The 14,635-nt window shown below is 47.1% G+C and carries 11 protein-coding genes; 7 read left to right on the forward strand and 4 right to left on the reverse strand.

The window, feature by feature from the left end; all coding sequences use genetic code 11:
• The first annotated feature begins 16 nt into the window (after positions 1 to 16).
• Positions 17 to 871: a class II fructose-bisphosphate aldolase gene (locus tag NZD86_RS05645; protein ID WP_268045514.1), complete on the forward strand. Its 855-nt coding sequence runs from the start codon at positions 17 to 19 to the stop codon at positions 869 to 871.
• 192 nt (positions 872 to 1,063) lie between these two features.
• Here NZD86_RS05645 and NZD86_RS05650 read toward each other — a convergent pair whose 3' ends face one another.
• Positions 1,064 to 2,302, reverse strand: coding sequence for an IS110 family RNA-guided transposase (locus tag NZD86_RS05650; RefSeq protein ID WP_268045516.1), 1,239 nt, complete (start codon positions 2,300 to 2,302; stop codon positions 1,064 to 1,066).
• Positions 2,303 to 2,768: 466 nt separating this feature from the next.
• Here NZD86_RS05650 and NZD86_RS05655 point away from each other — a divergent pair, with 466 nt between their 5' ends.
• The 4 genes from NZD86_RS05655 to NZD86_RS05670 all read left to right on the forward strand — a co-directional run bounded on the left by NZD86_RS05655 (position 2,769) and on the right by NZD86_RS05670 (position 8,543).
• On the forward strand, positions 2,769 to 4,229 hold the full coding sequence (locus NZD86_RS05655) for a CoA-acylating methylmalonate-semialdehyde dehydrogenase (protein ID WP_268045517.1): 1,461 nt from the start codon (positions 2,769 to 2,771) through the stop codon (positions 4,227 to 4,229).
• A gap of 13 nt (positions 4,230 to 4,242) precedes the next feature.
• Positions 4,243 to 5,199, forward strand: a complete 957-nt coding sequence (locus NZD86_RS05660) for a carbohydrate kinase family protein (RefSeq protein WP_268045518.1) — start codon at positions 4,243 to 4,245, stop codon at positions 5,197 to 5,199.
• Positions 5,200 to 6,192: 993 nt separating this feature from the next.
• A complete protein-coding gene (locus NZD86_RS05665) occupies positions 6,193 to 6,573 on the forward strand; it encodes a RidA family protein (protein ID WP_268045519.1) in 381 nt (126 codons plus the stop codon).
• A gap of 683 nt (positions 6,574 to 7,256) precedes the next feature.
• Entirely contained in the window at positions 7,257 to 8,543 is a 1,287-nt protein-coding gene (locus NZD86_RS05670) for an MFS transporter (protein ID WP_268045520.1), read from the forward strand.
• A 65-nt stretch (positions 8,544 to 8,608) separates the two neighbouring features.
• Here NZD86_RS05670 and NZD86_RS05675 read toward each other — a convergent pair whose 3' ends face one another.
• Together NZD86_RS05675 and NZD86_RS05680 are read right to left on the reverse strand one after the other, a co-directional pair.
• Entirely contained in the window at positions 8,609 to 9,802 is a 1,194-nt protein-coding gene (locus NZD86_RS05675) for a multidrug efflux MFS transporter (RefSeq protein ID WP_268045522.1), read from the reverse strand.
• 50 nt (positions 9,803 to 9,852) lie between these two features.
• On the reverse strand, positions 9,853 to 10,770 hold the full coding sequence (locus tag NZD86_RS05680) for a LysR family transcriptional regulator (RefSeq protein ID WP_268045523.1): 918 nt from the start codon (positions 10,768 to 10,770) through the stop codon (positions 9,853 to 9,855).
• A 260-nt stretch (positions 10,771 to 11,030) separates the two neighbouring features.
• Here NZD86_RS05680 and NZD86_RS05685 point away from each other — a divergent pair, with 260 nt between their 5' ends.
• Together NZD86_RS05685 and NZD86_RS05690 are read left to right on the forward strand one after the other, a co-directional pair.
• Positions 11,031 to 11,762: a class II aldolase/adducin family protein gene (locus tag NZD86_RS05685; RefSeq protein ID WP_268045524.1), complete on the forward strand. Its 732-nt coding sequence runs from the start codon at positions 11,031 to 11,033 to the stop codon at positions 11,760 to 11,762.
• 21 nt (positions 11,763 to 11,783) lie between these two features.
• On the forward strand, positions 11,784 to 13,037 hold the full coding sequence (locus NZD86_RS05690) for a Rieske 2Fe-2S domain-containing protein (RefSeq protein ID WP_268045525.1): 1,254 nt from the start codon (positions 11,784 to 11,786) through the stop codon (positions 13,035 to 13,037).
• 435 nt (positions 13,038 to 13,472) lie between these two features.
• Here the strand turns inward: NZD86_RS05690 and NZD86_RS05695 are convergent, their stop codons facing one another.
• Positions 13,473 to 14,525: a tripartite tricarboxylate transporter substrate binding protein gene (locus NZD86_RS05695; RefSeq protein ID WP_268045526.1), complete on the reverse strand. Its 1,053-nt coding sequence runs from the start codon at positions 14,523 to 14,525 to the stop codon at positions 13,473 to 13,475.
• Positions 14,526 to 14,635 lie beyond the last annotated feature (110 nt).

Raw genomic sequence — 14,635 nt, forward strand, 5'->3', positions numbered from 1 at the left:
GAAGCGAGGTGAAAATATGGGTCTTTTTTCCGTACTGCTTGCTGACGCAAGAAAGCACCGGTATGCCATACCTGCAATTAATGTTCACAATGCTGAGACAGTGGAGGCAGCTTTTTCTGCCGCAGCGAACTGCTGTTCTCCCATTATTGTGGCGATTGCTCATTCCCATGCAAAGCTTACTTATGATTACATAAACCTATCAACCATTGCAGCGCTTGTCCAAGAAGCGAAGCAGCGCTTTGACGTAAAGGTTTGTTTTCATGTCGACCACGGTCGTAACTTTGACTTCATTAAACAAGCGATTCATTCTGGGGTCGATTCGATTATGTTTGACGCCTCCGAACTTTCGTTCGAGGAGAATGTTCGCTTAGTTAAGGAAGTCACGAGCTACGCCCATCACCACGGTGTTGACGTTGAGGCAGAACTTGGACATGTCGGGAAGGGTCAAAACTTTGATACACAAGAAGTAATCGAAGACTTTTTTACTAAACCAGAAGACGCCGAAAAATTTGTGGAGCTGACAGAGGTAGACGCATTAGCCGTTGCTTTTGGTACAAAACACGGAATTTATAAATCCCAACCGAAATTGGATTTAACAAGGTTAGAGAGAATCAGGGAACTGGTGAATGTGCCACTAGTGATGCACGGAACTTCAGGTCTGTCGGACAGTGACATAAGGCGAGCAATCGAAGTTGGAATTTCAAAAGTGAACGTGTTCACCGACCCAGCGTTAGCTGCGAAAGAAGCGTTCCTAGCAGCCTGTAATGACCCGAAAACTCGGTTTCCTGATGCTCTTGTTAAGTCACGTACCGCTTTTCAGAAGAGGATAGAATTTTATATTGAGCTTTGTCAATCGGCTGGAAGAGCATAACTCATTTGAACAACACTTACAATTAAACTTTGATAGAGTCCAACGGTAATATGTCAAGTTCCTGAAACTCGAAAAATGGAAATTTTGTTGGACCAAATTACCGTGAGTCAGTGAAAAAGACAGCACTAAAGAAACCCAGTCTGAGTTTGTTCCTCGAACTGGAACTGTTACCAAAGGATGATAAGGAGGCGATTATTGCTTCTCCGTATTCACCTTCCTTCTAGGCGTGTAGATTTGGTCGTTGCGTAGCAGCACATCGACCAGACGTACAAGTTTTCTTGCGGTTAAGACGAGGGCTCTTTTATGTTGGTGCTTTGGCACCTCAGCGAATTTCTTCTGGTAGTAATTCTGAAATTCTGGATCATGTCGTTTTACCGAGTTGGCGGCTTCAACAAGGTAATAGCGGAGGAACCGGTTACCAGATTTGATTCGCTTAGTATCTTCGGCTTCAAATTTACCGGATTGGTGTTGACGCCACGTGAGACCCGCATACTTTGCAACGGCGGCTTGGTTTTTAAACCGGTGAATGTCGCCGATCTCGGCAAGAATGCCGGCGCAGTAAACGCGTCCAATGCCGGGAATGGTCTCCAGCGTGTTCGGGATGCCGTCCAGCAGTCGCGCGATAGCTTGGTCAATCTGTTTGATCTGTTGCTTGATAGTTCGTATAGACTCGATGGAAGTAGCAAGCAGGATGTCAATCGTATCCTCTACACATTTGGAGAGGCGGTATGAGGAACGGGCGGCCTTCTGAATGCACTTGGCGACCTTCTCCGGATTAGGGAAACGATTCTTGCCTTTCTCTTTTAGGTAATCCGCAAGATCCGCCAGTTCCATGGATCCGATTTCATCAAGACTATACTGCTCCAGCAACAACTCGGTGATGGCATGACCGAAGACATCGCTTTCCACCTCGCTGGTAAAAGCGCTGCATTTGAAGAACAGGTGTTGCAAAAAGTACTGCTTTTCACGCGTCAGATTATGCACGAGATGAAATCTCATGCGAGTAAGGCGCTGTAAAGCAATGTATTGTTCTTGCAGTACCACGGTCATCGGCAGTCGTCCGAAACGCAGCCGGTCAGCGATAATCCAGGCATCAATATAATCGGTCTTGTCCAGGTCGGGGTAAGCCTCCCTGAACTTACTAATGAGCTTGGGATTGATGGTAAACACTTTGGTGCCGCGTTTTTGTAACGAGTTATCTTCGTGCAAAAACATGGCGGGATGCCAACTGTACACGGATGTGGATTCAAGTCCGACGTGGATTTCCTTGGATTTTTCCTTATCTGCTAGGGACAGAAGCTTGTCCCGCAAACGGGAAGCCCCATCGTGGTTATTCGTGACTGTGAAGGAATCCAGTGTGTCACCAACGATGTTCATGGCGCAGACTTTTAAGTCTTCAGAGCTAACGTCAATACCGACGAATAATTTCAAGGTTATCCCTCCCTTCTGAATTAGGGATTTGGGGAATTGGACTCTTCGGGACGCCCCCAGCGCGCTCGGAGATCAATCACCCTCGCATATGAGAACTTCCTTCGATCCATGAGCCGCCTCGAATCTGCTACTTTCGAGCATGGGTTGCCAAAGGGAACAGCCAACGGGTTAGAAGTACACGCGAGTGCTGGGGAAACAGACTTTAGACGTAGTCGAGCTACAGGAGATGAACGAATTTCCCCAAATGACCCAAGGATCATTGTCTGGGAACATCACGAAGAGTCTAAGACCCAATTGCGATTTATTAAGTTTTCAAGGAGGCCTGTTTTCGGGCGGACCCCGACTTCCGCTCCTCGCCCTCCGGGCTGTGGTGCGGGTTCGGCTACTTGCTCCATCTAAAAACAATTTTTTACTGGAAATTCTTCAAAAAGAAGAATCGAAAAATACTATACGAGGTGATGAAATGATGACAACATCGACAAATGTATCAATGCTTAAGAACTTTATTGGAGGACAGTGGGTAGAGGCGACTGGTTCTGAAAGACTACCCGTACCCAATCCAGCTACCGGAGAACTCTTGGCCGGGGTGGTTTTGTCGAGTAAGGACGATGTGGATAATGCCGTCAAAACAGCAAAGAAAGCCTTTAAGACTTGGTGTAAGACTTCCGTACCAAAGCGCGCACGTATTCTGTTTCGTTATCAACAATTGCTCGTAGAACATTGGGACGAACTTGCTCGACTCATTACAATGGAGAATGGTAAGAGTTATACGGAAGCTTACGGTGAGGTTCAACGAGGCATTGAGTGCGTTGAATTTGCGGCAGGGGCTCCAACTTTGATGATGGGAACCCAACTTCCAGACATCGCGACGGACATGGAGTCAGGGATGTACCGGTACCCTGTAGGTGTCGTTGGTGGAATCACGCCATTTAATTTCCCGATGATGGTACCATGTTGGATGTTTCCACTCGCTATCGCTTGTGGAAATACGTTTGTAATGAAGCCATCAGAGCGCACGCCGCTTTGTGCGAATCGACTAGCGGAGTTGCTTCAAGAAGCCGGCCTTCCGGATGGCGTCTTAAACATTGTTCATGGTGCGCATGATGCCGTCAATGGTATTTTGGAACACCCGGACATTAAGGCGGTATCCTTCGTCGGGTCACAACCGGTTGCAGAATATATATACAAGATCGCGGCTGCCAACGGCAAGCGAGTTCAGGCTCTAGCGGGTGCAAAGAATCACACAATTGTCATGCCAGATGCAGACCTTGACGACGCAGTCAAGGGAATTATTGGCGCAGCCTTCGGCTCTGCTGGAGAACGCTGTATGGCCTGTTCCGTTGTTGTGACAGTCGGAGATGTTGCCGACGAATTCATTACAAAATTGGTGGACGCAGCCAATCGGATTACGATGGGCAATGGTATGGACGATGATGTGTTCCTTGGCCCAGTGATTCGTGATTCCCACAAGGAACGTACCCTCTCCTATATTGAGACAGGGGAAAAAGAAGGGGCAATTCTTATCAGAGATGGACGAAAGGACCAGGGTGTCAATGGTGAAGGGTACTTTGTTGGGCCAACTATCTTCGATGGAGTAAAACCAGGTATGAAGATTTGGCAGGACGAGATTTTCGCACCCGTACTCTCCATCGTTCGCGTTGATACTTTAGATGAAGCTATTGATGTGGCGAACCAGTCCGAATTTGCAAATGGAGCATGCATGTATACGGACAGTGCGAAAGCGATTCGCCAGTTCCGAGAAGAGATTGATGCGGGAATGTTAGGGATTAACGTTGGAGTACCCGCTCCGATGGCATTCTTCCCGTTTTCAGGTTGGAAGAAATCGTTCTACGGTGACCTTCACGCAAATGGTCGTGACGGAGTCGAGTTTTACACGCGTCGCAAGATGTTGACCGGAAGGTACTAAAGGAGGGTCTGCTTTGTTTGACCTTGTTACTGTTGGCGAATTGCTAATCGACTTCACCCCTGTCCCATCAGTGGACAGACCCACTTTTCAACAAAATGCCGGTGGTGCGCCTGCGAATGTCGTAACAGTTGCGGCCTTGATGGGGAAGAAAACGGCTTTTATCGGCAAAGTTGGGGACGACGCGTTTGGAAGATTTTTGTGCAAAACCTTGACTAGTTACGGTGTCGACACGAGTGGTTTGGTAATGAGCGAGGAATTTCCGACGACGCTGGCTTTCGTTCATCTTGACGACTCGGGTGAACGTTCGTTCAGTTTCTTTCGGCATCTCAGCGCTGACGTAATGCTTAACACATCCGAGTTGCGAATGCAAGTAATCGAAAACACCAAAGTTTTTCACTTTGGATCCGTTTCCATGACAGAAGATCCTTCTCGGACTAGCACCATCGAAGCCATTCAGGCAGCCAGGGTAAATGGTGCCATCATCACATTCGATCCTAACCTTCGACCCGCACTATGGAGAAATCAGGATGAGGCAAAGGAGCAAATATTAAATGTCTTGCCATATGTGGATGTCCTAAAAATTTCTGATGAGGAGTTATCTTTTCTTACCGGGGAGACAACGTTCCAAGCTGGGGCTTTGAGCCTGAAGAAACAGTACCAGAACATTTCCGTTATTTTAGTGACACTAGGAGCAAAAGGGTGTTATTACCTTGCCGTATGTGGAGAAGGCAGCGTTCCGTCGTTTCCTGTGAATCCGGTAGATACCACGGGAGCCGGTGACGCGTTTATGGGTACATTTATCAGTGGACTACTCGATACTGGCAAACGACCTACTGAATTGCATCAAGAGGAACTTGTGAACATTATTCGAGCAGCCAATACCAGCGGTGCATTGACGACTACAAGACCTGGTGGAATTCCTGCGTTACCAACGAGGGAAGAAGTCGTGGATTTTATGAATAAACACTAGTCGGTGGTAAATCTTCAGCAATTGTTGTATAGCAGAGAATGTTTGCGGCTTTGGGAGGCGATCCGATGTGCTCATTTTGGAAAACATAGAGAAGCGGCGGATGACGTAGGAAAATGCCCAGCTCCATCGAAAATCCTGTCATACCAAAACGAGATTTTATTGTCTGGGACGTTTGAGGGACGTGTGTGCCAATTAGATTTCACTAGAATTTTGCGCTACAGTCTCTATAACTGCAAAACCTAAGTTAAAAAGTCTTAATTCAAGTAGCCAATAGGTTTTCAGGAAGAATCCAAGATTTATTCAAAATTACGGATTAAAATGATTGAAAACGTTATCTCCAGGCGCACACTATTTCTAGCACACAAGTCTCAAAAAATGTGTGGACTCATGATTTTGAATGAAACCGTAGAGAAGTGTGCGGGTGAAGCTGGAAGTGCACGGTTAATACCCACGGTAAAGGCAGTTACAGCAAGAAAATGACATTATGGTCCATCGGCGCACGTTTGAGGGACGTGTGGGGAAACCCGTGCGGGTTCAAGTCCCGCCCTCGACACCATGCGAAATCCGGGCGAAGTACAGAAAATGTGTTCCGCTTTTTTTGCAATGATCCGGGTCCAGGGAGGGGCTCGGTAAAAGGACTACTTCAACCTGACGGAATTCCGATTAACAGATATGCAAGATAACGCATGCACGAGTGAACTGTTAACAAAATTGATAAACAAAATATTTACGGTAAATTGGCAACATTGTATACTATCAAGACAGAGTTGTCGGTGTCCGCGGCGTCAAGTTTCCGAGACAATGATGCAAGAGAAGATGAAATTTTATCGGGAGAAGAGCGAACGATCACGTCTGGCGACTGGAGCAAGTTGCGTTGGAGTTTTATAACCTAAAACCGAAACTGGAAGCGCTTGGTGTTAAGTACGTACAAGGATAGGCGTCGAAGAGCGTCGTCATTTTTCGAAATCATTTAATATAAAAGGTGTGAACAACATGGCAAAGCGCGAGGTTCTACATGTGAAAGGAGCTCATCATCAAAATCCAATTCCGACTGCAGTGAAGATAGGGAATATGGTATATACATCAGCAATCATTGGATCTGACCCGGAAACAGGCGAGATGCCCCAAAGTGTTGAAGAAGAAGTTGCAAATCTTTTTCATTATATGAGAGAGATTATGGAACTTGCCGGCGGAACGACTGATGATATAGCGCATTTGAGTGTCTCTGTAACAGATCGGGAATATAAGAAAGTTGTAAATGTAGAGTGGCTAAAGATGTTTCCAGATGAGAATAACCGTCCGGCAAGACATACCACTGTTCAAAATCTAAGGGATGGACTTAGAGTACAAATCGAAATGACAGCCGTTTTGTAATTGTATCTAAGTTCGTTACTTCAGTGAATCAAGAGAAGAGGGCCAAGTCACTGTCACTTGGCCCTCTTCTCAGTTTAAAAATGTGAACAGGCTGCACCTTTATTTGAGTTCTCACTAGTGTATTTAATTTTATCTATTTCACCGATAGGTCGTAAATAAAAAACGTCTATTTTACAAACATCCGTGATTAAAATAAGCTCAATAATGTGTCATCAACGTATGATTGGCGGAGCAAATGTATCTCGAAATGCGTGGACGATGGCTGTCCTCGTGTGGTCGTGCTGTCCGTTCTACTTGATTTAAACCGTTGAAGAATGGATAGAGTGTCCACCTTTTTGTAACCGCTTTCTTGATTGGTGATGGTGTGTATGAAGCACATCTTAGGGGGGATACGTCGAGATTAAATACCAATAAACAATACTATCACTATAATTGTTTGATTATTTAGTAATTTATTGGGCCTACGATCCCGGTCACGGCTATCCAGTGAACTCGTCATTTGTCCGGGCACGAGTCTGAAAGCTGGTTCAGGAAGTGCTACCAAATTAAAATCTTGAAGGTTCGTCGTACATGCGCATGAGGTTGAATCTCCATCGGGTGTGTCTCCTCTTTCCAGTCGAAGCGATGCATGGACTGCCGTTTGTGAGATGCCGATGTTGTAAGCGAGAATTGGGGGGTTAACAATGAGTGCAAATGCAGAGATTCAAACAAGGGGTAGCAAACCAATCCTCGGCAGCAGTTTCCGCTGGTCTCACGTTGTTACGACACTGATTATTCTGCAAGCAATTGGCATGGTCGACAAAATCAACGTAGGTATGGTCTTGGCGTATAAACCCTTCCAAGCTGACATGGGTATTGTTGGAAAACACGGACTAGCGGGATTATTAACGACGTTGTTTCTTCTGGCGTATGGAATCGGTATGCCGATATGGGGGGCGTTGAGTGACCGTGTCGGACCGCGTAAGACCGGCATTTATGCTTGTATTGCGTGGATTGTATTCCTAGTTTTGGGCGGTCTCGCCTCGAATTTAACCGTCCTGTATATTTCTAGAATTGGCCTCGGCTTCGCAGAAGCGGCGATTTGGCCGATATGTAATAACCTCACTGCTCGATGGTTCCCCGTAAAGGAACGTGGCCGTTCGTCGGCAACTTGGATTTCTGGCATCAACATCGGTATCGCTATCGCTGGCTTTCTTGTGCCGCCGCTTCTTGTCTCGCTTGGTTGGAGATCGGTGTTCTTTGTATTAGCCGCTTTAGGCCTACTGCCAATTATTCTGTTGTCCACCTTAGTACGTGATAATCCTCGCGACACGCGTGCGTCGGCGTCCGAGATCGAATTTATTGAGGCGGGCGTGTTGGAAAAGACGGACGAAGTTCCCGAATCAAACATGTTCGCTCATACACCGTATTACAAAAATTATCGCTTTTGGCTTGCGACCTTGGCCAATACCGCGACCGGAATGGGTGTCTTTGGTATTAACACCTGGTTGCCCTCGTACCTTACTGGTGTGCGTCATATGTCAATGACGGGAATGGGTAATTTCACAGCGATTGATTGGATTCTCTGTATCGGTATCTTACTTTGGCTGAGTCGTTGGTCTGACCGCATTGTGAGAAGGGCAGCGTTTGGTATGGTGTGCTTCGTGGTGTATGCTGTCTTGATCTTCTTCTCCATGGAAGTGAAGAGCGAAGGCTCCATGATGGTTATGATTGGCCTGGCGATATTCGCACTACAAAGTTCAACGGTAATGAACTTTGCTCTTGTTCACAGTTTTACCCGAGAGGCGTCGATGGGGGGCGGTGCTGGTACGATGGCTGGCGTCAGCAACTTTCTTGGCGCGTTCGCTCCTTATATCATGGGACTGCTTATAGGTCCTAATAATAACTATCTCGCTTCGTTTGGATTCCTGGCCGGTATGGCTATCGTTTCGGCAATTGCTATGGCAATTCTAATTCCCCAGAAGTACTAAGATTTAATAAGACGCTAAGGTACTGTACAGTATGTCGTTTCGTTCCGAGAGTCCCAGGGCAGCCCTTAAGAGGGCTCCGCGGGACTCCTTTTGTCTAGCACATATACCCACAACGCGTTTAGTACAAGCAATAGGCTCGTGAAGTAGAATACGTAACGAAAACCGAAGTTCGCCGTGATATTTGCGCCGATCAGTGGCCCAGCAATATTACCTACATAGCGAGCAGATTGATTGTATCCGAATACTCGCCCCGCGATGCTCCGACTGACACTTTGTCTGAGCAGGGAACTGACCGCCGGTAGCGTCCCGGCCATGGAAGCTCCCATTAGGAATCGAAGCATCATCAATTGCCACGGTGTTTTCACAAACGCCTGCGGAATGAATAAGATTGCACTCACGCACAAACAGACCATCAATACTCTCTGAGCGCCTACTCTGTCGGAAATCACACCTAAGCGGGGGGCAGCGAAAACAGTGGAGATTCCGGAGGCCGATACAACAAGACCAGATATCACTGCCACATGAGCGGAATTGTGCAATAGTTGTTTCACGTACACGGTGACAATGGGTTCGATGGTCATGTTTGCGACTTGAAGCATTAAGCTTGTCAAAAACAGGGAAATAAGCAGATTAGGGTATGCAATCATTTTCCACACTTCACGGTTTGATAGCTGAGGCCTTTCACCTGTTACGAATTTTTCGCGGACGAATACCAGTGTAACGACGAACGCGAGAAATATGAAAGAACCTGTGACATAAAATACGTGGCGGATTCCTACCTGTTCTGCTAACCATCCACCGATCAGCGGTCCAATTAGTGTCCCACTTACCATTCCGGTTGATAAAGTACCCAATGCTGAACCAGCGTGCTCTTTAGGCACCTGTGTTGCCACGAGCGCATTAGCTGCCGCAACATAGCCGGACACCCCCCCCATGATCAGGCGCAGTCCCACTAATTCGTAGATGTTCTGAACGAATCCCATTAATGCCATAACGATCGCCATGCCTAGGCTGGCCCGCAAGAGCATTAGTTTTCGACCTTTTTGATCCGCCAGCCTACCCCAGATCGGTGAGGCGATAGCGGACAGAAGGAAGGTTGCACTAAATGCAAGACCTGACCAGCGCTCAATGGCTCCTGTCTCATGGATACCTAACTGCTCAATGAATAGTGGTAAAAACGGTACGACCAAACTCATCCCAGCAGCCGTTGCGAATGTACCGAACCAACAGACCAGAAGATTTCGTTTCCACAGTGGCATATCGATGAAACCCTCATTTCTCAGCAGACAATTTGTGACGCATATGTCTGTTATCTTTGATCGGCTAAAAAATATTTGGTCAATAGATTAACGAACTGTTGAACGGTGGGGCGAATGTGGTCTTTTGGTTTTGTGATGAGCCAAAATGTCAGTGACGAAAGGGAAGCAATATCGCAGAATTGGCCTGTTGTCAGTTCGTTATGTGCACAACTCCGTGGGAGCAGGGCAATGCCGACGCCCTCAAGCACCATTGTTTTAATTGACTCGATGTCCCCCAGGCGGATTCTTACATCGTAGTCTCTGTCACTCAGTTGCAATTGGCTCAATATGTGCTTTGTCTGCTTCCAATTTGTAGAACTTTCCACAGACGTCACAAGAGGGGCACTGGTCAATAGTTCTCTCAAGCCAGTGGTACCATCCGCCCATTTCGTATTCGAGGAAGCGACCAGACACCACGTGTCTTGGTATAGGGTTTGAACTTCTAATTTTGAGTGGTCAATGCCTTCTCCGTCCGAACTGACGACACCTAAGTCTACTAACTCATCAGCCACCAGTTGAGAGATTCGTTCTGTGTCTGCATATTGAGTGGAAACGTCCGCGAGAGGATAGGTGCGGATGTACTGTGCAAGAAATTTTGGCAGCAGATACCTCCCGAATGGCCTGTTTGTGGCAACTGAAACATGGCCGATCTTTCCCGAGTGTAATTCTTCCAACGCTCTCTTCAAATTCAATTCAATGGCAAGTATTTTCTTTGCAGCATCATAGACAACCTGACCCGCATCTGTGAGTTGCAATTGAGGTCCGCTGCGTTCGAATAGAGCAATTTGTAATGTTCGCTCCAACGATTTGATTTGCAAACTGACGGAAGGTTGCGTCATATTCAGTGAACGCGCAGCCACGCTAAAACTTTGGTATTCGACAACTTGCGAAAAGAGGAAGAGATGGTGCAAGTTTAGTGAAGTCTCCAATTTTCATCCCTCACTGTTGTGATAGAACCGACTATCACGGATTGACATAGCATGTAAATTAACGCGACTCGGTCTGGTCGATTCCGACACAGGGAAGCACGTGGAAGGCAACATTCCCGAGTAGGCGGACAACTACACCTATTATAAACAAATACTTATCTATATTGAACTAATTATTAATTTGATCTTATGTGTATTTGGAATTTAAAATGATTGTAGATTCAGAGGTCACGATGGGCGAGTCTGAGGGGGAGTATTATTTGTCTGAAAATATTGCCAATTTGAGCGTTTGCCTAGCTAAGGCCGTTCGCATGCTCGAATCCATTGAACTTCTTGATATGAATGGCCACATTAGCTGCCGATTGCCTGGGGATGAGTCCAAGTTTTTGATCAACGCTCGGGCCGCAAGTCGCGCATCCATTCGGGCAAGGGACATCGTTGTATGCAATGCCGACGGAAAGCCAGAACCAGGTTATCCCGAACCACCGAGTGAAGTGCATATTCACGCGGAGATATACCGCCGGCGTAATGATGTCGGATCAATCATTCACAATCATCCACACTGGCAGACCGTCTTAGGGATCGCGGATATACCCTTTAAACCGGTATTTTCAATTGGTTCATTTGTTGAGAATGCGGTTTTTTACGAGCGGTCAAGCCTCGTAAATACACGTGAGATGGGCGAAGAACTCGCAACTCTCCTCGATGACCAGAGAGCCATCCAAATTCGTCATCATGGCGCGGTCGTCGTGGGACATACCGTTGAAGAAGCGTTTGTGACCTCTGTGTTCATGGAGGAAAATGCAAAGAAACAGTATCAAGCTCACTTGTTAAATCCCGACCATCGCGTCTTAGAGGGAGCGAATTTAGAAAGAACTCGTGAATCGAATTGGTCTCCGAGCATCGTTAGAAAGGTCTGGAATTACCATGAGGAGAAATCGAGACTCACTGGGTGCTTGAACGGCATTGAGGGAGAATTTGTGGACAGATGATACAAGAGGCGGTGGGTTAAGATGATGAGTGAAGACCAGAATCGAACGCTAACTCGCGTTGGAAAAGGTACACCAATGGGCGAATTGCTGCGCCGGTACTGGTATCCGGTTGCGGCGGAAGTTGAACTGGAACAGAAGTGGACGAAACGAGTTCGATTGTTGGGGGAAGATCTTGTTTTATACCGGGATCGTTCAGGCAATCTCGGATTGATTGCGGAGAAATGCCCTCACCGCGGAGCATCCATGGTTTATGGCATTCCCGAAACAGACGGAATCCGCTGTGCTTATCATGGTTGGTATTTTGACGCGACAGGTCAGTGCATCGAACAACCGAATGAACCGGAAACTAGTACTTTTAAAGAGAGAATTCGTATTTCAGGATATCGCGTGGAAAAGTTAGGTGGGCTCATTTTTGCGTACCTGGGGCCTGATCCAGCACCTCTCCTGCCTAGGTATGACGCCTTTGCTGTCGACAGAGCAATTCGCGTTGTAGGTCAAGCGATTTTGCCGGTTAATTTCCTTCAAGTAATGGAAAATTCATTGGATCCGGTGCACACAGAATGGTTGCACGGTCATTACCACGAGTTCATTCAGAGGGAACTTGGTGGGGACGTGAGGGTCGCCTTTAGTCGTCATCACATTAAAACGGCATTTGATGTGTTTGAACATGGAATTGTAAAGCGCCGATTACTAGAAGGGCAGAGTGAAGACTCCGATGACTGGCGGATTGGTCATCCTGTTGTATTCCCTTACATGCTGGCTGTTGGGAGTGGTGGACTTGGTACGTATGCGATGCAAATGAGAATACCCATGGATGACACACATACATGGCATGTTTGGTACAACGCATACGTTCCGGGGGAGCATGTTGAGATCCCTCAGTCCCTTCAGAAGCTTTGTCTGTATGACGTACCGTGGCGCGATGCGGAAGGCGAGTTTATTACCGATTATATTGATGGTCAAGATATCGCCATGTGGGTCACGCAGGGGACTATTGCCGACCGGACGACTGAGCATTTGGGAACAACAGACAAGGGTATTATTCTCCTACGCAAGCTTTACATGGAGCAAATACAAAGAGTACAAAAAGGCTTGGATCCACTGGGTGTCATACGCGACCCCAGTCTAAATGGATTCATCAAGTTGCCGCTGGAACGAAAAAAGCATCATTTTAGCGAGGGATTCGAGAGCGTAACGATGCGATTCCAAACGCGATTTTGTCCGATAGCGAAAGATTTGATCAACTTCTTTGAGAAGACAAGTGTTGCTCAATGAATGAACAACGCGAAGCACATTCAAGCAGTCTCACTGGAAAAAACCATAGGTGTCCGAGATGCGGTACACCGCTGAATCGATCCGATAGCTTAATGATTGAGTATTGGCGTAAGCAAGAGTCAGTCTCTTTCTGTTATTGCGGTGAATGCGAATGGAACGGTGAGATTGTGGAACAGCTGGCCAACGTTGTTTTAGAGCTAACCGAAGAATGACGTGGATAGTCGAATCAAGGCTGGAGGGGTCTCGGTCAATCTGGTACAACAACGGAACTGTGAACGTCTCGGCCTAATTGGGGGGCCGCGGCGTTTCGACGAATGAGAGGCGGCAAATCATGCGGCCGACTAGCGCGTTGAAATTGCTCCGGCTCCCCCACAAGTTCCCCTTACGTTGATTATGTCGAGGGTGTCGCTTTGTGACACAGTAACATAGGTACCCTTATTTTTTCATGAACTCCTTAATATCCGGTATCGCTGCCTGTAGCGACTGTTTGTCTTTTTGTACTTGTGTTTGTAGTGAAGCTCCGTCCATAAATGCAGGATCTAGGTTGGCTGAACTCATTTTCTGCCGGTAGTTCGAATCGTTAGATGCCTCCTGAAGAGCCTGTCTAAGAATATTGGTAATATCCTGTGGAGTGCCCGGAGGGGCTGCAATATCGGCACGTGTACTAAGGACATTCGTGAGCTCTGGATGACCGAGTTCTGATATTGTGGGTGTATTTGGTAACTCTGGAAGTCTCTTTGACGAATAGGCAAAGAGCGGCTTCACCATTCCGCTCTGAATCTCCTGCTTTTCCGCCGCATACGGAAAGATGGTGGCATCGACTGAACCTTGTGAGACAGCCAACAAGCATTGCGAGCTTCCGCCGGAGGGAACAAAATTGAGTTTGATGTGCAAGCTTTTGGTTGTCTCGATCGCGGCGATACCAGGCGACGTAGTCGGTCCAGTCTCTGTGATGGTCAGTTCATGTTTCTTTAGTAGATCGGAGAAACTATTTATGCCAGATTTCTTTGATACGACCATGACGTAACCCTGGTTAAACAATTCGCCTAACCACTGAAATTTCGTCATGTCGTATGTACCTTCTCCGATGAACGGACCGACGATCACGCCCGGCATCGGGAAGTTACCGAGGGTATATCCGTCCGGCTTCGCTGAATAAACAGAACTGATGCCAATCGCGTCGTTTCCGCCTGGCATGTTTTTGACAATTACGGACGGATGATTTAGAAGGTATTGGGGGAGATACTCCGCGAGAATACGAGCTGATGTATCCATCGAGCCGCCCGGTTTATCCGGGACAACAATGGTGATGGTTCTGGTTGGAAATTGGGTCGAACTGAGGGCCCCAGTGGACGTGCTTTTGGAGCCGCTACTGGCCCCGGAATTTGTAGAGTTTGCTGAACCACTTGTGCTATGCACCCCACAACCGGTCGCTGCCAGTATAGAGAGTGAAGCAATTACAGTCCCGAATTTCTGACTTGTCTTCACATTTAGCACACCCTATCATCCGATTATCGCTGAAAAGTCACTATCGGTGTGTGAAACCGAACTCAGAAGTCATCTTGGTAAATAACATCTTATATACGACAATTAATTCT

Origin of the sequence: Alicyclobacillus dauci (genome assembly GCF_026651605.1) — a bacterium.
Classification (GTDB): domain Bacteria; phylum Bacillota; class Bacilli; order Alicyclobacillales; family Alicyclobacillaceae; genus Alicyclobacillus; species Alicyclobacillus dauci.